The 18254-nt window shown below is 63.9% G+C and carries 21 protein-coding genes; 12 read left to right on the top strand and 9 right to left on the bottom strand.

The window, feature by feature from the left end; genetic code table 11:
- Positions 1–599: 599 nt before the first annotated feature.
- The gene (rhtA, locus tag CAG34_RS26790; RefSeq protein WP_085593390.1) at positions 600–1487 is read left to right on the top strand and encodes a threonine/homoserine exporter RhtA; all 888 of its coding nucleotides are present in this window, start codon (positions 600–602) and stop codon (positions 1485–1487) included.
- 190 nt (positions 1488–1677) lie between these two features.
- Positions 1678–1959, top strand: a complete 282-nt coding sequence (locus tag CAG34_RS26785; RefSeq protein WP_025338390.1) for a hypothetical protein — start codon at positions 1678–1680, stop codon at positions 1957–1959.
- Between the two features lie 42 nt (positions 1960–2001).
- Here the strand turns inward: CAG34_RS26785 and CAG34_RS26780 are convergent, their stop codons facing one another.
- Positions 2002–3810 (bottom strand): aminopeptidase P family protein, encoded by a 1809-nt coding sequence (locus tag CAG34_RS26780; protein ID WP_085593388.1) that lies wholly within the window; start codon positions 3808–3810, stop codon positions 2002–2004.
- Between the two features lie 220 nt (positions 3811–4030).
- Between CAG34_RS26780 and CAG34_RS26775 the strand changes: the two genes are divergently transcribed.
- Together CAG34_RS26775 and CAG34_RS26770 are read left to right on the top strand one after the other, a co-directional pair.
- Positions 4031–5149: a DUF3182 family protein gene (locus tag CAG34_RS26775; RefSeq protein ID WP_085593386.1), complete on the top strand. Its 1119-nt coding sequence runs from the start codon at positions 4031–4033 to the stop codon at positions 5147–5149.
- A complete protein-coding gene (locus tag CAG34_RS26770; RefSeq protein ID WP_025338387.1) occupies positions 5133–5903 on the top strand; it encodes a S9 family peptidase in 771 nt (256 codons plus the stop codon). Before CAG34_RS26775 ends, CAG34_RS26770 begins: the two co-directional genes overlap by 17 nt.
- Here CAG34_RS26770 and CAG34_RS26765 read toward each other — a convergent pair.
- Positions 5882–6262: an antibiotic biosynthesis monooxygenase gene (locus CAG34_RS26765; protein ID WP_025338386.1), complete on the bottom strand. Its 381-nt coding sequence runs from the start codon at positions 6260–6262 to the stop codon at positions 5882–5884. The two genes, CAG34_RS26770 and CAG34_RS26765, sit on opposite strands and share 22 nt — an antisense overlap.
- Positions 6263–6368: 106 nt before the next feature.
- The gene (locus tag CAG34_RS26760; RefSeq protein WP_085593384.1) at positions 6369–7352 is read right to left on the bottom strand and encodes a GlxA family transcriptional regulator; all 984 of its coding nucleotides are present in this window, start codon (positions 7350–7352) and stop codon (positions 6369–6371) included.
- Positions 7353–7434: 82 nt separating this feature from the next.
- Between CAG34_RS26760 and CAG34_RS26755 the strand changes: the two genes are divergently transcribed.
- Positions 7435–7983: a cysteine hydrolase family protein gene (locus CAG34_RS26755; protein ID WP_085593382.1), complete on the top strand. Its 549-nt coding sequence runs from the start codon at positions 7435–7437 to the stop codon at positions 7981–7983.
- 142 nt (positions 7984–8125) lie between these two features.
- Here CAG34_RS26755 and CAG34_RS26750 read toward each other — a convergent pair whose 3' ends face one another.
- The gene (locus tag CAG34_RS26750; RefSeq protein ID WP_085593380.1) at positions 8126–8689 is read right to left on the bottom strand and encodes a helix-turn-helix domain-containing protein; all 564 of its coding nucleotides are present in this window, start codon (positions 8687–8689) and stop codon (positions 8126–8128) included.
- A gap of 83 nt (positions 8690–8772) precedes the next feature.
- On the opposite strand from CAG34_RS26750, the gene CAG34_RS26745 reads away from it, so the two are divergent.
- The 7 genes from CAG34_RS26745 to CAG34_RS26715 all read left to right on the top strand — a co-directional run bounded on the left by CAG34_RS26745 (position 8773) and on the right by CAG34_RS26715 (position 15931).
- The gene (locus CAG34_RS26745) at positions 8773–9723 is read left to right on the top strand and encodes a DMT family transporter (RefSeq protein WP_085593378.1); all 951 of its coding nucleotides are present in this window, start codon (positions 8773–8775) and stop codon (positions 9721–9723) included.
- A gap of 150 nt (positions 9724–9873) precedes the next feature.
- A complete protein-coding gene (locus CAG34_RS26740; RefSeq protein WP_085593376.1) occupies positions 9874–12789 on the top strand; it encodes a monovalent cation/H+ antiporter subunit A in 2916 nt (971 codons plus the stop codon).
- Positions 12789–13133: a Na+/H+ antiporter subunit C gene (locus CAG34_RS26735; protein WP_013971840.1), complete on the top strand. Its 345-nt coding sequence runs from the start codon at positions 12789–12791 to the stop codon at positions 13131–13133. Before CAG34_RS26740 ends, CAG34_RS26735 begins: the two co-directional genes overlap by 1 nt.
- Positions 13130–14809, top strand: a complete 1680-nt coding sequence (locus tag CAG34_RS26730; protein ID WP_085593374.1) for a monovalent cation/H+ antiporter subunit D — start codon at positions 13130–13132, stop codon at positions 14807–14809. The genes CAG34_RS26735 and CAG34_RS26730 overlap by 4 nt, the downstream gene beginning before the upstream one ends.
- The gene (locus CAG34_RS26725) at positions 14806–15294 is read left to right on the top strand and encodes a Na+/H+ antiporter subunit E (RefSeq protein WP_085593372.1); all 489 of its coding nucleotides are present in this window, start codon (positions 14806–14808) and stop codon (positions 15292–15294) included. The genes CAG34_RS26730 and CAG34_RS26725 overlap by 4 nt, the downstream gene beginning before the upstream one ends.
- Complete coding sequence (locus tag CAG34_RS26720; protein WP_003259015.1) at positions 15291–15569, top strand: K+/H+ antiporter subunit F; 279 nt, start codon at positions 15291–15293, stop codon at positions 15567–15569. Before CAG34_RS26725 ends, CAG34_RS26720 begins: the two co-directional genes overlap by 4 nt.
- Positions 15566–15931, top strand: a complete 366-nt coding sequence (locus tag CAG34_RS26715) for a Na+/H+ antiporter subunit G (RefSeq protein ID WP_025338378.1) — start codon at positions 15566–15568, stop codon at positions 15929–15931. The genes CAG34_RS26720 and CAG34_RS26715 overlap by 4 nt, the downstream gene beginning before the upstream one ends.
- 12 nt (positions 15932–15943) lie before the next feature.
- Here CAG34_RS26715 and CAG34_RS26710 read toward each other — a convergent pair whose 3' ends face one another.
- From CAG34_RS26710 to CAG34_RS29060, 5 genes are all read right to left on the bottom strand, one after another.
- The gene (locus CAG34_RS26710) at positions 15944–16156 is read right to left on the bottom strand and encodes a hypothetical protein (protein WP_003259019.1); all 213 of its coding nucleotides are present in this window, start codon (positions 16154–16156) and stop codon (positions 15944–15946) included.
- Positions 16153–16623, bottom strand: coding sequence for a hypothetical protein (locus CAG34_RS26705; RefSeq protein ID WP_003259020.1), 471 nt, complete (start codon positions 16621–16623; stop codon positions 16153–16155). The genes CAG34_RS26710 and CAG34_RS26705 overlap by 4 nt, the downstream gene beginning before the upstream one ends.
- 408 nt (positions 16624–17031) lie before the next feature.
- Entirely contained in the window at positions 17032–17226 is a 195-nt protein-coding gene (locus CAG34_RS26700; RefSeq protein WP_025338376.1) for a hypothetical protein, read from the bottom strand.
- Between the two features lie 178 nt (positions 17227–17404).
- Positions 17405–17809, bottom strand: a complete 405-nt coding sequence (locus tag CAG34_RS26695) for a TraR/DksA C4-type zinc finger protein (RefSeq protein ID WP_003259022.1) — start codon at positions 17807–17809, stop codon at positions 17405–17407.
- 35 nt (positions 17810–17844) lie between these two features.
- Complete coding sequence (locus CAG34_RS29060) at positions 17845–18183, bottom strand: hypothetical protein (protein WP_178080904.1); 339 nt, start codon at positions 18181–18183, stop codon at positions 17845–17847.
- Positions 18184–18254: the final 71 nt, after the last annotated feature.

The following is an 18254-nucleotide window of genomic DNA, read 5'->3' as shown; positions in this document are numbered from 1 at the left end:
GAGCCATGATCAAACTCTTCAGTTCAATACTGCTTGGGTTTTTAAGAAACCCTAAACTTGGCTCAGCAATCTCAAATGACTATGTGATTTCTCGCATGGCCACTTGTGATGCTGATAATCTTTGTGACTATCAGTCCGTACTCACAAGCACCCACACGAATTGCTTGATTCGATTTGTTAAAGAGCGTTTGGTTAAGAGCTTTTCGTCTCAACCGAGGCGCGCATTCTACGCCTTCCTCATTTGCTGTCAAGCGTTTATTTTGAAGTTTTTTGCGAGAAACTCGTTTAGCTTCAAACACTTGACTCAACAGGGTGGCTGGTTTTGCTTCGCTACCGCGTTGGAGTGGTGCGCATTATAGGGCGGCGTTTCAGGAGGTCAACCTTTAATTTCAATAATTTAGAATCTTTTTGAAAAAGACCGCGTCAGGGCCGCCAGGTGCTCGCCGCAAGCCTTGCAGCGCCTGTGAGATCGAGCGCCGCCCGCGCGGCGCCCGATCTCACAGGCACCGAAAATACAACGCCATGCACCTTGCCCCCCATCCTCATAATTGCGCACTATATTGCTCACCCCCACCCCGCTCAAGGATCGCTGCACAGAAATGAACACCCAGCCCCGCAGCCTGGCCGCTACCCTCTTCCCGATCGGCCTGCTGCTCATCGCCATGGCATCGATACAGTCCGGTGCCTCCCTGGCCAAAAGCATGTTCCCCCTCATCGGCGCCCAAGGCACTACCACCCTGCGCCTGATCTTCGCCAGCATCATCATGCTGCTGATCCTGCGCCCGTGGCGTGTGCGCATGACCCGCAACGCCCTGCGCAACGTCATCATCTACGGCATGGCGCTGGGCGGCATGAACTTCCTCTTCTATATGGCCCTGCAAACGGTACCGATCGGCATCGCCGTGGCACTGGAGTTCACCGGCCCGTTGGCCGTGGCGATCTTCTCCTCGCGCCGGCCGATCGACTTCCTGTGGATTGCGCTGGCCATCGTCGGCTTGCTGCTGTTGCTGCCGGCCGGCCATGGCGGGCAGGCCCTCGACCCGGTCGGCGCAGCCTATGCCCTGGGCGCGGGCGTGTGCTGGGCACTGTACATTCTGTTCGGGCAGCGGGCCGGGGCCGAGCATGGCATCCAGAGTGCCGCACTGGGCGTTGTGGTCGCCGCGCTGTTCGTTGCCCCCATCGGTATCGCCCACGCCGGCAGCGCTTTGCTCACACCCGCCGTGATCCCCATGGCCCTGGGCGTCGCGGTGCTGTCCACCGCCCTGCCCTACAGCCTGGAAATGGTTGCCCTCACGCGCATCCCGGCACGCACCTTCGGCACCCTCATGAGCATCGAACCAGCCTTCGGCGCACTGTCCGGCCTGCTGTTCCTGGGCGAGGTACTGACGTTTACCCAGTGGCTGGCCATCCTGGCGATCATTACCGCGTCGGTCGGCACCACCCTGTCCATGCGCAAGGAACCCAGCCCGGCCGTCGCGGCAGACTGATATGAGAAATATTTTCATTTGAGACAGGATTAATGATTGTAGCGACCCGTCTCGCTCATTAAGCTGTCACAGAATCATCATCTTTACGCTATCTACTGGACCGAACACGGACGCTGGGGAAATTTCAGGAAGAACCGAAGCGATAACGACAGGGCCTGGCAGCTGATCCGCCCTGCATTTAAGGACAGGAATGAAACGTATTTTGCTCATCCTGGCCATCTTGGCTATTGCTGGATGTGCCGCCACGGCCAAGACTGAGGTCAAAAGGGGCAAGAAGGGCCTGCATATCAATTGCTCCGGCCTGTCTTCCTCGTGGGACAACTGCTACAGCAAGGCCGCAAGCTCCTGCAGCACGCGCGGCTACCGGGTCATTGCACGCTCGGGCGATAGCGATGAAGAACCCGGTGACTACTTGTTCGGCATCAACCCGGCGGGTTACACCAGCCGCAGCATGATCGTCATCTGCAAGTAGAAAAAAAGGGCAGCTCGCAAGCTGCCCTTTTCATTTACTACCTTACAAGGGCGCGGTACGCGCCTGCAGCCAGGCCAGCGCGTCACCCTTGAGCAACGGCGCCAGGCGCTCGCGTACCTTGGCGTGATAACCGTTCAACCAGTCCAGCTCTTCCCTGGCCAGCAGTTCGGGCACCAGGCAGCGGGTATCGATCGGGCACAGCGTCAGGGTCTCGAAGTTCAGGAAGTCGCCGAAGGCGCTCTTGCCGGCCTCGCGGTTGACCACCAGGTTCTCGATGCGCACACCCCACTGCCCTGGGCGGTACGTGCCCGGCTCGATCGAGCTGATCATGCCCACCTGCATCGCCGTCTGCGGCGTGGGCGCCGCCTGGTAGGCAATGACCTGTGGCCCCTCGTGCACATTCATGAAGTAACCCACCCCATGCCCGGTGCCGTGGCCGTAATCCACCTGGTCAGCCCAGATCGGTGCCCGGGCAATGGCATCGAGCAACGGCGACAGCACGCCACGCGGGAAGGTGGCGCGCGACAGGGCGATCATTCCTTTGAGTACGCGCGTGCAATCCTGCTTCTGTGCAAGGCTCGGGTTGCCCACCGGCACCATGCGGGTGATATCGGTGGTACCGCCAAGGTACTGCCCGCCCGAATCGATCAGCAGCAGACCATCGCCCTCGATGACCGCATGCGACTGCTCGGTGGCACGGTAATGCGGCATCGCGCCATTGCCATTGAAGGCGGCAATGGTCGAGAAGCTCAACGACACGAAGCCTGGGCGGCGGGCACGCGCGGCACTCAACTGCTCGTCGACCGTCAGTTCGGTAACCCGCTCCCGACCGAGGTTGGCCTCGAGCCAGGCGAAGAACTCGCACAAGGCCGCGCCGTCCTGCTCCATCACCTGGCGGATGTGCACCAGATCGTCATCCCCCTTGCACGACTTGCTCAGGGTGCTGGGGTTGAGCCCCTCGACCAGTTCCACCCCGGCCGGCAGGTTATCCAGCAGGCCGCAGGTTACCCGGGCCGGGTCGACCAGCAATCGGCTGCCGGCCGGCATGGCGGCAAGGGCATTGCCTGCTTCGGCGTAGTCGCGCGCCTCGATACCGTCGGCCGCCAGCACCTGGCGTAGATGATCGTCGAGCTTGTCCTGGCCGACGAACAGGATGGCCTGCTGCTGGCTGATCAAGGCAAAGGCGACGAACACCGGATTATAGGACACATCGCTACCGCGCAGGTTGAACAGCCAGGCAATGTCATCCAGGGTAGCGATGAAATGCCAGTCGGCCCCCTTGGCCTGCACGCTCTGGCGCAACTGCGCCAGCTTCTCCGCACGGCTTACCGTGGCGTGCGGTGGCAAATGCTGGTAGACCGGGTTGCCTGGCAGCGCCGGGCGCCCTTCCCATACCTGGCCCAGCAGGTCCTTGTCCGTCACCAGTCGCGCCCCGCGCGCCTTCAGCCGGTCGCCAAGCTGGCGCGCCGAAGCCAGGGCCATGACCGCACCGTCTACCGCCACGCTGCCATTGGTCTCGACGTGATCGCCCAGCCATTCCAGCGCACCAGGCTTGCCCGGCAACAGCTTCATCAGCTCGATGCCGCTGCCAGCCAGCTCGTGTTCCGCCTGTTCCCAGTAGCGGCTATCGACCCACAGCCCGGCAAAGTCAGCCGTGACCACCAGCGTGCCGACCGAGCCGTGGAAACCCGACAGCCACTGGCGCCCTTGCCAGTAACCGGGCAGGTATTCGGAAAGATGGGGGTCGGCCGAGGGTACCAGCAAGGCATCGATGCCCTCTGCGGCCATGGCCTGGCGAACCTGCGCCAGGCGCTGCGGCACGCTTTGCCCAAAGGTGGTCTGAACGTTCATGCGCTCTCCTGCGGCTACATCACGGTTTATCCAGTGTGCCGATAATGGAACAGCCGCCGAAGCCCTGCAATCGTGGCGACCGACACACGGCATGCATTGCCCGTCACGCCCTGCGCATACCAGACATTTCCTACAGACGGGCCAGTACCACCGATCAAGTTCCGCTGAACTTCCTCAAAGCACCGGCTTCACACTCAGTACATTCATTGCACACAGGCAAATGACCATGCGCAATGCCTGCGCCCCTAAAAGCGGCGTGGTGCTGCTCGACACCCGCGCGCACACCCCCGACCACGAGCATGCCGTGCACCTGAAGCTTGCCGATGGCCTGGCCCGCCTGCTGGGCTGCCCACACGTGCAACCCGGCCAGCCACCAAGCGCCACCGATGGCTACTACTACCTGCCCACCGAAACCCTGGTCGATCCCAAGCGTCATGCCGCCCTGGGCATCTGCAGCGAGCAGGACCTGTTCGGTGGCCTGGTCGCACACCCCTACATGGCGACCAAGGCGATCTCCCACCCGTTGCCGGCCGGGGCCAGTTTCCCGCCGGGCTGGACCGATGCCTTCGCCCGTCAAGCCAGCGACGCCCTGCTGCGCGGCTATACCGTGTTCAGCAAGGCCGATGCACGCACCGCCGCACAGCTGTTATTGGCGGACGGCCCGTTGCGAATCAAGCCGGTACTGGCCTGCGCAGGCCGTGGGCAACAGGTCATCACCGCGGTGGATGAACTGGAACCGCTGCTGGCCGGCATGGATGACCAGGACCTTGCACTATGGGGGCTGGTGCTCGAGGAAGACCTGAGCGAAGTGCAAACCTTCAGCGTCGGCCAGGTACGTGTCGCCGGCCTGACCTGCAGCTATCACGGTACCCAGCAACTGACCCGCGACCACCAGGGCACGGAAGTGTATGGCGGCTCCGACCTGGTGGTGGTGCGCGGTGACTACCAGGCACTGCTGCAACTGCCGCTGGAGGAGCCGCTGCGCCTGGCCATCAACCAGGCGATGGCCTACGAGCAGGCCGCCGAGCAGCACTTCCCCGGCTTCATCGCCTCACGGCGCAACTACGACATCGCCCGCGGCGTCAATCCCCTGGGCCACCTGCGCAGCGGCGTACTCGAACAATCCTGGCGCCTGGGCGGAGCCAGCAGTGCCGAGCTGCTGGCCTTGCAGGCGTTCGCCGACGACCCGGCATTGCAACGGGTGCGTGCCTCCACCCATGAAGTGTTCGGCACCCCCGAACTGCCCACTGACGCCACCCTCTTTTACCAAGGAAACGACAGTGAACTCGGACAACTCAGCAAATTCGCGCGGATTCGTGAACATGACCATTCAGAGTGAAACCGTTGAACTGCAGGTCGAGGATGACAGCATCGTCGGCACCCTGGTCAGCCCCGGCAGCAAGATGCCGGGCATTCTCTTCGTCCACGGCTGGGGTGGCAGCCAGCAACGCGACCTGGCCCGCGCCCGGCATATCACCGGGCTGGGCTGCGTGTGCATGACCTTCGACCTGCGCGGCCACGAAAAAACCGAAAGCCAACGGCTGACGGTCACCCGCGAACAGAACCTGACCGACCTGCTGGTGGCCTACGACCGGCTGGTAAGCCACCCGGCCGTCGACACCAGTGCCATCGCCATCATCGGCAGCAGCTACGGCGGCTACTTGGCCACCCTGCTGACCCGCGAGCGGCCGGTCAAATGGCTGGCCCTGCGGGTGCCCGCCATGTACTGGGACGACGAATGGAACCTCCCCAAGCAAACCCTCGACCGGCAACGGTTGAACGCCTACCGCCAGCGCCCGCTCGGCCCGGCGGACAACCGCGCACTGGCAGCCTGTGCCGAGTTCGGTGGCGATGTACTGCTGGTGGAGTCCGAGCAGGACGACTATGTGCCGCACAGCACCTTGATGAGCTACCGCTCGGCATTCGTCAGCGCCCATTCGCTCACCCACCGCATCGTCGACGGTGCCGACCACGCGTTGTCCAGCGAAGAGAGCCAGAAAGCCTACAGTTCGATCCTGGCGGCATGGATCAGTGAAATGGTCGTTGGCGCCCGCCTGGACCGCTACCCGCACTACGCGCCCTGGTATGCCTGAGGCTCGCCCACCTGGCAATGCAGGCCGCCATCGGCGCCGCGCACCAGGCTACGCAGGGTCTGGTAGGCAGCAAAGTTGACCCCACGCGCCTGATGCTGGCCAAGCAGTTCGAGGAAAGGTTCCCCGACGAAATAAACGGCCGCCGCTGCCCACGCCTGGCGGGACTGCCATTGCAGGTACTGCAGCACCCGGCTGCCATCGTCGCTGGCCTGGATACTGACACCCTGCAGCCCTTCGCAACGCGCGGCCAGCGCTTCGCTGCGCGCCACCAGCGCCTGGGCCAACGCCTGCTGGAACCTGCCGGGTACTTCGTATTCGATCATCTGGGTAAACCACAGGGCATGGGATGTTGCCGTCATGAACGGTCTCCTGGTGACGGACGCCTACAGCGCGATGCCGAGCAGGGTAAAACCTCAAGTTATGTCAAGGTCAAGCGGTTTTCCGCACTGGGAACGCCCCCGTGCCCTAACCCGATACCGCGAAGCGCCGCCGGTAATCACTCGGGGTCAGGCCGGTGATGCGCTGAAACACCTTGCGAAACGCTCCCGGGTCCTGGTAACCGACGCCCCAGGCGATCTGCTCTACATTGCGCCGGGTGAACTCCAGCAAGCGGCACGCCCGCCCCACCCTCACCTGCTGGCAGTACTCGGTTGGCCGTAGCCCCGTGGCAGCACGAAAACGCCGCAGGAAGGTGCGTTCCTCCAGCCCCGCGCACGCTGCCATGCTGGCCAGGTCGGCATCCTGCCCACCGTTGCCCTGCAACCAGTGCTGCACTTTCAGCACCGCCTCATCGCCATGGTCCAGGCGTGGATTGAACACTGCACCGGGCAGTGGCGCCGCGACCGGGTCGACCGCCAGGTAGCGGGCAGTTTCCCGCGCCACCGTCGCGCCCATGAAGCGCTCCAGCAAGCGCAAGCCCAGGTCGGTCCAGGCCATCAACCCGGCCGAGGTGACGATGTCGCCATCGTCCAGCAACGGTTGCTGGGCCTCGACCCGCACCTTGGGAAAACGCTGGGCAAGCGAATGCACGTAGTTCCAGTGGGTGCAGGCCGGGCGCCCGTCGAGCAGGCCACTGGCGGCGATGAAGAACACCCCGATGCACACCGACGCCAGCACCGTGCCGTGCCCGTGCAACTGGCATAACGATGCACGATGGCGCTCAAGCAGCTCACCCTGAGGTGCCGACTCCAGGCTCGGCGGAATGATCAGCACCCGCAGATCGGCCGCGGCGGCAGGTGGACTCTCAGGGGCAGGCTGCAAGTGCCCCGCTTCGTCCGCCTGCCAGAAGCTGATACGCACCGATGGCAACTCGACGGCACCCAGTTCGGCAACCACCCGATTGGCCACCAGGAACAGGTCGGCCAGCCCATGCACGGCAGCACGTTGCGCACCGGGGTACAGCAGCAGGCCGATGTCCAGGCTGGCGGGGTTGTCAGTTTTTGCCTGCATAGTGTCGTTCGCGCCAATCCTCAGGTCAGTGCACACAGCCTATAACTAACGTCATCCAACGACTACTGCCACAGGAGGCAGCATGAGCAAGCAGGCGCTGATCATCATCGACATCCAGAACGACTACTTCCCGGGCGGCAAATGGACCCTCGATGGTGCCGACCAGGCGGCCGACAATGCTGCCCGCCTGTTGGCGGCGGCGCGTGAACGGGGCGACCTGGTGGTGCATGTGCGGCATGAGTTCGACAGCGCCGATGCGCCGTTCTTCGCGCCAGGCTCGCAGGGTGCGGCGATCCATGCCAAGGTCGAGCCTCAGGCCGGTGAACCGGTGGTGCTCAAGCACAAGGTCAACGCCTTCCTCGGTACCGACCTTGAGCACACGCTGGACCGGCATGGCGTCGAGGCCCTGACCATCGTCGGCAGCATGAGCCACATGTGCATCGACGCCGCCACCCGGGCCGCGGCCGACCTGGGTTACGACGTGACCGTGGCGCACGACGCCTGTGCCACGCTGCCACTGGAGTTCGATGGCAAGCGGGTGCCGGCGGCGCAGGTGCATGATTCAGTGATGGCGGCGTTGGCGTTTGCCTATGCCAAGGTGGTCAGGACCGATGAGTTGATAGGAGACTGACCACGAACCTTGGGTTGCCCATACGGGCCTCATCGCCGGCAAGCCAGCTCCCACAGGCCCACCTTCAGGCTCAGAGCCAGTGGCGAACCTGTGGGAGCTGGCTTGCCGGCGATGAGGCCTTGGAGGCAGCAACACCTCTCGATCAAATCACCACATTGCGCACAAACCGCACCGCCACCGCCCCATCGTTGCGATAGGCATACCGGCAGTTGCTGGGAAACACATGGAACTGCCCGACCTGCAGGCGATGCTCGACCCCTTCGATAATCAGCGTCAGTTGCCCTTGCGCCACATAGATCTGCTCGCTCCAGCCCTCGGCATCAGCCTCGCTGGAATAGCACTCGCCCGGTGCCAGGGTCCATTCCCACAGCTCCACCTCGCGCCGCGCCACACTGCTGCCCAGCAGCACCGCTCGGCTCTGCGGGTGCTCCCCGGCCCAGGCCAACTCTTCGATGCGCCCGGGATCACGCTGGTCAGGTGCCTGGATCAGGGTACTGAAAGCCACGCCCAAGGCTTCGGCAATCAGGTCGAGGGTAGTCAGGCTGACATTCTTTTCGCCCGCCTCGATCGCCACCAGCATGCGCCGGCTGACACCGGAGCGCTCCGCCAGCGCCGTCTGGCTCATGCCCGTGGCATTGCGCAGGCTGCGTACATTGAGGCTGACATGTTGCAGCACCGATGCCCGGTGCGAGGAATCTTTGTGCACTATATTGCTCACTGGTCGGTATTGCGCAGTATACTGCCCACTTTGCGGCGATTGTGCGCCGCCCCCTCCGAGTGCGCAAGACCATGAGCCAGCCCAGCAGCAAACCGACCCCTGCCATTGCCTTTCGCCTGAGCAAGGCCGAACTGGTGCTGGTGTTCATCACCATGCTGTGGGGCGGCACCTTCCTGCTGGTGCACAACGTGATGACCGTCAGCGGCCCGATGTTCTTCGTCGGCCTGCGCTTCGCTGCAGCCGCGCTGTTCGTCGGGGTGGTCTCGGCGCGGGCGCTGCCGGGGCTGACCTTCACCGAACTGAAGGCCGGCATGCTGATCGGGGTGTCGATCATGCTCGGCTACGGCCTGCAGACCATGGGCCTGCAAACCATCAGCAGCAGCCAGTCGGCGTTCATCACCGCGCTGTACGTGCCGTTCGTGCCGCTGCTGCAATGGCTGGTGCTGGGCCGGCGCCCCGGCCTGATGCCCAGCATCGGTATTGCCCTGGCGTTCATCGGCCTGATGCTGCTGGCCGGCCCTGAGGGTGGCAGCCTGCACTTCAGCGAAGGCGAGCTGGTAACCCTGGTCAGCGCCGTGGCCATTGCCGGCGAAATCATCCTGATCAGCCGCTACGCGGGCCAGGTCGATGTGCGCCGGGTCACCGTGGTGCAGCTGGCGACCGCCTCGCTGCTGGCGTTCCTGATGATCGTGCCGACCCAGGAGCGCATACCCGACTTTTCCTGGCTGCTGCTGGCCAGTGCCGTGGGGTTGGGCGCCATGAGCGCGGTGATCCAGGTGGCAATGAACTGGGCGCAGAAGTCGGTCTCGCCCACCCGCGCCACCCTCATCTATGCCGGCGAACCGGTATGGGCGGGGATCGTCGGGCGCATCGCCGGTGAGCGCCTGCCGGGCGTGGCACTGCTCGGCGGCCTGCTGATCGTGATCGCGGTGGTGGTCAGCGAACTCAAGGTGCGCCGCCCGCGCGAGGTGGCCGAAGCACGGGACGTGCAGGATGAAGGCGAACGCCAGGCTGGCCTGTAAAGCCGCCAACTGCGGCTATGCTTTGTAAGAATCTGTTATAAAAAAACAGCTTGTCACAGCCTGTTTGTAGGATTCTGCGACAGCTTGCGTGTTGGTGATCAACCCCTCGGCACGTATGATTCTTTGCAAACTTCTCCAGAATAGAACGCTATGTCATTGATAGTGCTATTGCTTCTGCCGTTCGTGGGCAGTTGCCTGGCAGCCGTGCTGCCGCACAACGCACGTAACGCGGAGTCCATTCTCGCCGGGCTCGTGGCCCTGGTCGGCACTGTCCAGGTAGCACTGCTGTACCCTCAGGTTGCCCACGGTGGCGTGATTCGCGAAGAATTCCTCTGGCTGCCCAGCCTGGGGTTGAACCTGGTGCTGCGCATGGACGGCTTCGCCTGGCTGTTCTCGCTGCTGGTGCTGGGCATCGGTACGCTGGTGTCGCTGTATGCCCGCTACTACATGTCGCCACAGGACCCGGTGCCGCGCTTCTTCGCCTTCTTCCTCGCGTTCATGGGCGCCATGCTCGGCCTGGTGATCTCCGGCAACCTGATCCAACTGGTGTTCTTCTGGGAACTCACCAGCCTGTTCTCGTTCCTGCTGATCGGTTACTGGCACCACCGTGCCGACGCCCGCCGCGGCGCCTACATGGCGCTGATGGTCACGGGCGCGGGCGGCTTGTGCCTGCTGGTGGGTGCCCTGCTGCTCGGCCATGTGGTCGGCAGCTACGACCTGGACAAGGTCCTGGCTGCCGGCAACACCATCCGCCAGCATGCGCTGTACCCGGTGCTGCTGCCACTGATCCTCATCGGCGCCCTGAGCAAGAGCGCACAATTCCCCTTCCAGTTCTGGCTGCCCCATGCCATGGCAGCGCCCACCCCGGTATCGGCTTACCTGCACTCGGCGACCATGGTCAAGGCCGGGGTGTTCCTGCTGGCGCGCCTGTGGCCGGTGCTGTCGGGCAGCGAGGAGTGGTTCTGGATCGTCGGCGGTGCCGGCGCCCTCACCCTGCTGCTCGGCGCCTTCGCCGCCATGTTCCAGAACGACCTCAAGGGCCTGCTGGCGTACTCGACCATCAGCCACCTGGGCCTGATTACCCTGCTGCTGGGCCTGAACAGCCCGCTGGCCGCGGTCGCGGCGGTGTTCCACATTCTCAACCACGCCACCTTCAAGGCCTCGTTGTTCATGGCCGCCGGCATCATCGACCACGAAAGCGGTACCCGTGACATCCGCCGCCTCAGCGGGCTGATACGCCTGGTACCATATACCGCCACCCTGGCCATGGTCGCCAGCGCCTCGATGGCCGGCGTGCCGTTGATGAACGGTTTCCTGTCCAAGGAAATGTTCTTCGCCGAAACGGTGTTCATCAGTTCCACTGCCTGGGTCGAGGCCACGCTGCCGGTGATCGCCACCCTGGCCGGCACCTTCAGCGTGGCCTATGCCCTGCGTTTCACCGTCGATGTGTTCTTCGGCCCCACGGCGCAGGACCTCCCGCACACCCCGCACGAACCGCCACGCTGGATGCGGGCGCCGGTCGAACTGCTGGTGCTTACCTGCCTGGTGGTGGGCATCTTCCCTGCCCAGTCGGTCGGCCCGCTGCTGGCCGCCGCCGCCCTGCCGGTGGTGGGCGGCACCCTGCCGGAATACAGCCTGGCCATCTGGCATGGCTGGAACGCGCCGCTGATCATGAGCCTGGTGGCCATGAGCGGCGGTATCGTGCTGTACCTGCTGCTGCGCAAGCAGCTGCGCCTGGGCCGCTTCCCCTACCCGCCGGTGATCGAGCGTTTCAACGGCAAGCGCCTGTTCGAACACGGCCAGGTGCAACTGATGCTGCTGGCGCGGCGCATCGAGCGCCTGCTCACCAGCCGCCGCCTGCAGTCGCAGCTGTTCATGCTGGTGCTCGCCGCCTTCCTCGCCGGCCTCACCCCCATGCTCTACAGCGGCCTGAGCTGGGGCGACCGGCCGAAGATTCCGGGCTCGGGCGTGTTCGTCGCACTGTGGCTGATCGCCATTGCCTGCGCCATCGGCGCCGCCTACCAAGCCAAGTATCACCGTTTGGCGGCGTTGATCATGGTCAGCGTCTGCGGCCTGATGACCTGCATCACCTTCGTCTGGTTCTCCGCGCCCGACCTGGCCCTGACCCAGTTGGTGGTGGAAGTGGTCACCACCGTGCTGATCCTGCTTGGCCTGCGCTGGCTGCCGCGGCGGATCGAAGGCGTATCGCCGCTGCCGGGCAGCCTGGAGCGTGCGCGCATGCGTCGCCTGCGCGACCTGCTGCTGGCGGTGCTGGTAGGTGGCGGCATGGCCGTGCTGTCCTACGCCATGCTCACCCGGCCGACGCCGAACGACATTTCCTCGTTCTACCTGAGCCGGGCCCTGCCCCAGGGCGGTGGCACCAACGTGGTCAATGTCATGCTGGTCGACTTCCGTGGTTTCGATACCCTCGGTGAAATTACCGTGCTGGTGGCCGTGGCGCTGACCGTGTTCGCCCTGCTGCGGCGCTTCCGCCCGCCGAAGGAAAGCATGCAACTGCCGGCGCAGCAGCGTCAGCTGGCACCTGATGTGGTCACCGACCTGATCAACCCACGGCATGCCACCGACACCGCCCTGGGCTTCATGATGGTGCCCGCGGTGCTGGTGCGCCTGCTGCTGCCGATCGCCCTGCTGGTGTCGATGTACCTGTTCATGCGTGGCCACAACCAGCCCGGTGGCGGCTTTGTCGCCGGCCTGGTGATGTCGGTGGCGTTTATCCTGCAGTACATGGTGGCCGGCACCCAGTGGGTCGAGGCGCAGATGAGCCTGCGCCCGCTGCGCTGGATGGGCACCGGGCTGCTGTGCGCAACCCTGACCGGCGCGGGCGCCATGCTGCTGGGCTACCCGTTCCTCACCACCCATACCGCCCACCTGCACCTGCCGTTGCTCGGCGATGTGCACGTGGCCAGCGCGCTGTTCTTCGATGTCGGCGTGTTCACCGTGGTGGTCGGCTCGACCCTGCTGATCCTCACTGCCCTGGCGCACCAGTCGGTGCGCGCCTACCGCCCGGGCAACCCGGCGAAAACCAGCCAAGCAGGAGCCGCCTGATGGAAGAAGTGATTGCAGTTGCCATCGGCGTTCTGGCCGCCTCGGGGGTGTGGCTGATCCTGCGTCCGCGAACCTATCAGGTGATCATGGGCCTGTGCCTGCTGTCGTACGGGGTCAACCTGTTCATCTTCAGCATGGGCAGCCTGTTCATCGGCAAGGAACCGATCATCAAGGACGGCGTGCCCCAGGACCTGCTGCACTACACCGACCCGCTGCCGCAGGCCCTGGTGCTCACCGCCATCGTCATCAGCTTCGCCATGACCGCGCTGTTCCTGGTGGTGTTGCTGGCCTCGCGCGGCCTGACCGGTACCGACCACGTGGATGGCCGGGAGCGTGACGAATGAGTGGCATGAGCCAATTGATCATCGCGCCCATCCTGCTGCCCCTGGTGACCGCGGCAGTGATGTTGCTGCTGGGCGAGAAACACCGGCAGATAAAAGCCCGGCTGAACCTGCTGTCGACCTTCGCCGGCCTGGCCATCGCGGTCAGCCTGCTACTGTGGGTGCGCACCCAGGGCCAGGCGGAATCGATCGGTGTCTACCTGCCAGGCAACTGGCCGGCGCCGTTCGGCATCGTGCTGGTGGTCGACCACCTGTCGGCCCTGCTGCTGACCCTCACCGGCATCATCGGCTTCAGTGCCCTGCTGTTTGCCCGCGCCCGCTGGGACGGTGCCGGGGCCAGCTTCCACGCACTGTTCCAGATCCAGCTGATGGGCCTGTACGGCGCCTTCCTCACCGCCGACCTGTTCAACCTGTTCGTGTTCTTCGAGGTGCTGCTGGCCGCTTCCTATGGCCTGCTGCTGCATGGCTCGGGCCGCGCCCGGGTGCGTGCCGGCCTGCACTACATTGCCATCAACCTGTTCGCCTCGTCGCTGTTCCTGATCGGCGCGGCAATGCTGTATGGCGTGACCGGCACCCTGAACATGGCCGACCTGGCCCTGAAGATTCCGCTGGTGCCGGAGGCCGACCGCGGCCTGCTGCACGCCGGCGCGGCGATCCTGGCCATGGCCTTCCTGGTCAAGGCCGGCATCTGGCCGCTGAACTTCTGGCTGGTGCCGGCCTATGCCTCCGCCAGCGCGCCGGTGGCTGCGCTGTTCGCCATCATGACCAAGGTCGGCCTGTATGCCGTGCTGCGCCTGTGGACACTGCTGTTCTCCGGGCAGGCCGGGGCCTCGGCGCACTTCGGTGGTGAATGGCTGGTGTACGGTGGCCTGGTCACCCTGGCGGTGGCAGCGGTGTCGATCCTGGCCGCGCAGCGCCTGGAGCGCATGGCCGCCCTCAGCATCCTGGTTTCGGCCGGCACCCTGCTCGGCGCCGTCGGTTTTGCGCAAGCGGCGCTGACCGGCGCGGCATTGTTCTACCTGGTCAACTCGACCCTGGCGCTTTGCGCGTTGTTCCTGCTCGCCGAACTGGTCGAACGTTCGCGCTCGGCCAACGAAGCACCGCTGGACGACGAAGAAGACGCCATGCCGCCACCGCTGGAATCACTGCACCCGCCCAAGGGCATCAACCTCGACGATGAGCAGAAGGTGGTGATCGGCCAGATCATCCCGTGGACCATGGCCTTCCTCGGCCTCAGCTTCATCGCCTGCGCCCTGCTGATCATCGGCATGCCGCCGCTGTCGGGCTTTGTCGGCAAGCTCAACCTGATCAGCGCGCTGTTCAACCCGCAGGGGCTGGGCGTACCTGTCGAGCAGCCGCTGGGCACGGCGGGCTGGGGCCTGGTGGCGTTGCTGATCCTGTCTGGCATGGCCTCGCTGATCGCCTTCGGCCGCGTCGGCATCCAGCGTTTCTGGAAGCCTGAGGAACGCCCGTCGCCGGTGCTGCGCCGCTATGAGTGCCTGCCCATCGTCATCCTGCTTGGCCTGTGCATCATCCTCAGCTTCAAGGCCGAACCGCTGCTGCGCTACACCCAGGACACCGCCGCCAGCCTGCAGGCCCCTGACGCCTATATCGAAGCCGTGATGGCCGCCCGGCCGATTCCTGGCCCCACCTCGCTCGACGTACAGGTGCAGCCATGAGTCGACTGTTCCCCGCACCGCTGTTATCGGTTTCGCTGTTCGGCCTGTGGCTGTTGCTGAACCTGTCGGTCAGCCCCGGCAACCTGCTGCTGGCTGCCGCGCTCGGCGTGCTGGCGCCGCTGCTGATGGCACCGCTGCGCCCGCAGCATGCCCATGTGCGACGGCCGCTGGCCATCGCACGGCTGATTGGCCGGGTCGGCATCGATGTGATCATGTCCAACCTGCTCGTTGCCCGTGGCGTGCTGCGCGCCGGCAAGCAGCCGCCGCGCTCGGCGTTCGTGCACATCCCGCTGGCCCTGCACGACCCGCATGGCCTGGCGGCGTTGTCGATGATTACCACGGTAGTGCCCGGCACGGTCTGGTCCGAGCTGGCGCTGGACCGCAGCGTGTTGCTGCTGCATGTGTTCGACCTGGACGATGAGGCGGCCTTCATCCAGCACTTCAAGGACACCTACGAACGCCCGCTGATGGAGATTTTCCAATGACAGGCCTGCTCGCCAACGCTGTCCTCGCCAGCCTGTTCATCTTCGCCCTGGCCATGGCCCTGGCGCTTATCCGGCTGTTCCGCGGCCCGTCCGCCCAGGACCGGGTGCTGGCGCTGGACTACCTGTACATCCTGGCCATGCTGACCATGCTGGTACTGGGAATCCGTTATGCCAGTGACACCTACTTCGAAGGTGCCCTGCTGATTGCGCTGTTCGGTTTCGTTGGCTCGTTTGCCCTGGCCAAGTTCCTGCTGCGCGGTGAGGTGATCGAATGACTGAAACCCTGCAACTCCCCTTCTGGCTGGAGCTGGTCACTGCCGCGCTGCTGCTGACCGGCAGCCTGTTCGCCCTGATCGGTGCCGTGGGCCTGTTGCGGCTGAAGGACTACTTCCAGCGCATGCACCCGCCGGCACTGGCCTCGACCATTGGTGCCTGGTGCGTGGCACTGGCTTCGATCATCTACTTTTCCTGGCTCAAGGATGCCCCGGTGCTGCACGCCTGGCTGATTCCGATCCTGCTGTCGATCACCGTACCGGTGACCACACTGTTGCTGGCCCGGGCGGCGCTGTTCCGCAAGCGCATGGCGAAAGAGCCGGTCCCTGAAGAAGTCAGCAGCGGCCGCGATCGCGGTAACTGACAGGTTGCCGCCTCACCCTTGGGCCAGGCGCTGCAACTCGCGCCGGACCATGGCCGCATAAGGCGGCGGGCCGAGGCGATACAATTCCCCTGCCACCCAGTTCAACCAGGCGCCTTGCAGTTCTTCGCGCCTGGCCAGCAAACGCTCGGCCTCGGCCACGGCATCCGCCTGATGCTGCCGATGGAACTCGGCACGCGTGGCGGGCGCGTCGTCACTGTGGGTCATTCACTGGCCTTGAAGGTGGTCAGCTCACCTTTGCGCCATTTGGCAACCTTGCCGGTCACCGCCTTGAGCAACTTGCCCAGGCCTTCCTGCACTTGCTGCTGCGCGGCGAACACCAGCATCACTCCGTGGCCTTCACGGAACACGATGCCCTCGCCTTCGGGCACCGACACGAAGGCATAGTCGCCCACGCCATATACGTTCAGCTTGATTTCGCGAAAGCGCATTTCCAGTTTGCCGCCTTCGCGGCTGGGCAGTACGGCGGCGCGAAAGTGGTCGCCGACCTTCAGTTCCAAACGCTGCTTGTCATCGACGACCAATGCGCTTTCGGTGTCGATTTCGGCCATGTACAGGCCTTCGGGACTCTGTTCGGTGACATAGACAAAGCGGCCCTGGAACAGCTGGGCCAATTTACCGCGCAAGTCGCCCAGGGCGAACAACGCATGGGTATCAAGAGTGCTGACTGCCAATGAAGTAATCCTCAACCGGTTACAACCCGCCCTCACCCAAGCTCGGTGAGGCACGGCCATTTCTTATCGATAGGCGAAAAGAGTAATGAAGCGATATGCGAAATGTCTGTGCACGCTGGCGATGCAGCGTGCAGGAATCTTTACTCTGGCTTGCCAGATCTGGCCTCAAATACAGGCTTTCGGCATATTCCCGATTCGGGAAGCGTAATGTCTGACAGCAAAACCGCCAGAAAAGATGCGACAGGCAATGCCAGAGCGCACGTGAGAACGGGCCCTGCAATCCATCAGCGCATTACTGGGGGAAGAATATGCACGAAAACACCGAAATTCGTCGAGAGGCAAAGTACATTTCTTACAGGGGAACGCCCTGAACAACACCCGTTCGCTCGTCGGCAGCACTCACTACACTCAGGCCGCCAGGCCCTTCTTCAACTGCTGTTGCCAGGCCGCCTGGCACTCCAGCGCTTCTTCTCGCGTGGCGAATGCGGTACCACGGCGTTCGCCATTGACCAGCACCACCCAGCAGATGCGTTTACCCAGCGCACGCAGTGTGGCGGGCACCCCCGAACCAATCATCACGGCTACATCGACCCGGCTATTCATCATTCCCTCCGGAATTTAATTAGCACCCTAACGATAAAGCCATGATACGCCTGCGTACGGCGCGGAAACAGCGCATCCCGGTACAGCAGTATTACGTACGGGGCAACAAAACCGCCGCCGGAAAGAAACGCAAAAAGCCCCAGGGATCGCTCCGTGGGGCTTGGCACACCGCGCGGGGTTACACCTGGCGCTGGTGGCGGTCGAGCTGCTCGTGGCGCTCCTGGGCTTCGATGCAGTACTTGGTGGTCGGGCTGATCAGCAGACGCTTCAGGCCGATTGGTTCACCGCTGTCATCGCACCAGCCGAAGCTTTCGTCGGCAATACGGTCCAGGGCCATTTCCAGCTGCGGCAGCAGGCGCTGGTCGCGGTCGATGGCGTTCACCAGCCAGCTACGCTCTTCTTCGACCGAAGCCACGTCGGCAGGATCCGACGGGGTGTCCAGGCCTTCGATGGTGGCACGGCTCAGCTCGATGCGTTCATGGGTTTCGACTTTCATCGCCTGCAGCAGGCCAGCGAAGAAAGCCAGCTGGTCAGCGTTCATGTAGTCATCGGCCGACATGGCCAGCAACTGTTCCTTGGTCATCGATTTCTCTATGAAAAAATGTGCATTTGGGCGATTCAGGTGCCGCCGACGCCTTGGCATCGGCAGCGGAATTCTTCAAGCGCCAACCGGCACTCTTTTACAGGGGGCGGCAGTCTAAGGCGCCGCGTCGCGTGGAGCAACTGCAATTGGGTGCGAATTTGCTTCCGTTGCCCACATTCCGCCAGTCGGCGCCCTCTGCTCTGGCTCTTGCTCTTGCTCTTGCTCTTGCTCTTGCTCTTGCTCTTGCTCTTGCTCTTGCTCTTGATCTTGATCTTGATCTTGATCTTGATCTTGATCTTGATCTTGATCTTGATCTTGATCTTCGCGACTTCAGGAGGCCGAGCAGAGGTCTTGCGGAGGGAGGTGACGGGCATGGATGCCCGTCAAGCGCTGAGGCCCCATGGATGGGGCCTGCAGCGCGTACTCCCGGGAGCAAGACCGGCGC

Origin of the sequence: Pseudomonas sp. B14(2017), from assembly GCF_002113255.1 — a bacterium.
Lineage (GTDB): Bacteria > Pseudomonadota > Gammaproteobacteria > Pseudomonadales > Pseudomonadaceae > Aquipseudomonas > Aquipseudomonas putida_Z.
This window is presented reverse-complemented; position numbering and strand designations above follow the sequence as displayed.

What these genes read in the sequence shown, in the direction of transcription:
- CAG34_RS26780 (WP_085593388.1), bottom strand. Translation starts at nt 3,810, where the DNA reads ATGAACGTTCAGACCACCTTTGGGCAAAGCGTGCCGCAGCGCCTGGCG.
- CAG34_RS26760 (WP_085593384.1), bottom strand. Translation starts at nt 7,352, where the DNA reads ATGCAGGCAAAAACTGACAACCCCGCCAGCCTGGACATCGGCCTGCTG.
- CAG34_RS26700 (WP_025338376.1), bottom strand. Translation starts at nt 17,226, where the DNA reads ATGAATAGCCGGGTCGATGTAGCCGTGATGATTGGTTCGGGGGTGCCC.
- CAG34_RS26735 (WP_013971840.1), top strand. Translation starts at nt 12,789, where the DNA reads ATGGAAGAAGTGATTGCAGTTGCCATCGGCGTTCTGGCCGCCTCGGGG.
- CAG34_RS26725 (WP_085593372.1), top strand. Translation starts at nt 14,806, where the DNA reads ATGAGTCGACTGTTCCCCGCACCGCTGTTATCGGTTTCGCTGTTCGGC.
- CAG34_RS26755 (WP_085593382.1), top strand. Translation starts at nt 7,435, where the DNA reads ATGAGCAAGCAGGCGCTGATCATCATCGACATCCAGAACGACTACTTC.
- CAG34_RS26730 (WP_085593374.1), top strand. Translation starts at nt 13,130, where the DNA reads ATGAGTGGCATGAGCCAATTGATCATCGCGCCCATCCTGCTGCCCCTG.
- CAG34_RS26745 (WP_085593378.1), top strand. Translation starts at nt 8,773, where the DNA reads ATGAGCCAGCCCAGCAGCAAACCGACCCCTGCCATTGCCTTTCGCCTG.
- CAG34_RS26775 (WP_085593386.1), top strand. Translation starts at nt 4,031, where the DNA reads ATGACCATGCGCAATGCCTGCGCCCCTAAAAGCGGCGTGGTGCTGCTC.
- CAG34_RS26695 (WP_003259022.1), bottom strand. Translation starts at nt 17,809, where the DNA reads ATGACCAAGGAACAGTTGCTGGCCATGTCGGCCGATGACTACATGAAC.
- CAG34_RS26785 (WP_025338390.1), top strand. Translation starts at nt 1,678, where the DNA reads ATGAAACGTATTTTGCTCATCCTGGCCATCTTGGCTATTGCTGGATGT.
- CAG34_RS26765 (WP_025338386.1), bottom strand. Translation starts at nt 6,262, where the DNA reads ATGACGGCAACATCCCATGCCCTGTGGTTTACCCAGATGATCGAATAC.
- CAG34_RS26710 (WP_003259019.1), bottom strand. Translation starts at nt 16,156, where the DNA reads ATGACCCACAGTGACGACGCGCCCGCCACGCGTGCCGAGTTCCATCGG.
- CAG34_RS26720 (WP_003259015.1), top strand. Translation starts at nt 15,291, where the DNA reads ATGACAGGCCTGCTCGCCAACGCTGTCCTCGCCAGCCTGTTCATCTTC.
- CAG34_RS29060 (WP_178080904.1), bottom strand. Translation starts at nt 18,183, where the DNA reads ATGCCCGTCACCTCCCTCCGCAAGACCTCTGCTCGGCCTCCTGAAGTC.
- CAG34_RS26715 (WP_025338378.1), top strand. Translation starts at nt 15,566, where the DNA reads ATGACTGAAACCCTGCAACTCCCCTTCTGGCTGGAGCTGGTCACTGCC.
- CAG34_RS26770 (WP_025338387.1), top strand. Translation starts at nt 5,133, where the DNA reads ATGACCATTCAGAGTGAAACCGTTGAACTGCAGGTCGAGGATGACAGC.
- CAG34_RS26740 (WP_085593376.1), top strand. Translation starts at nt 9,874, where the DNA reads ATGTCATTGATAGTGCTATTGCTTCTGCCGTTCGTGGGCAGTTGCCTG.
- rhtA (WP_085593390.1), top strand. Translation starts at nt 600, where the DNA reads ATGAACACCCAGCCCCGCAGCCTGGCCGCTACCCTCTTCCCGATCGGC.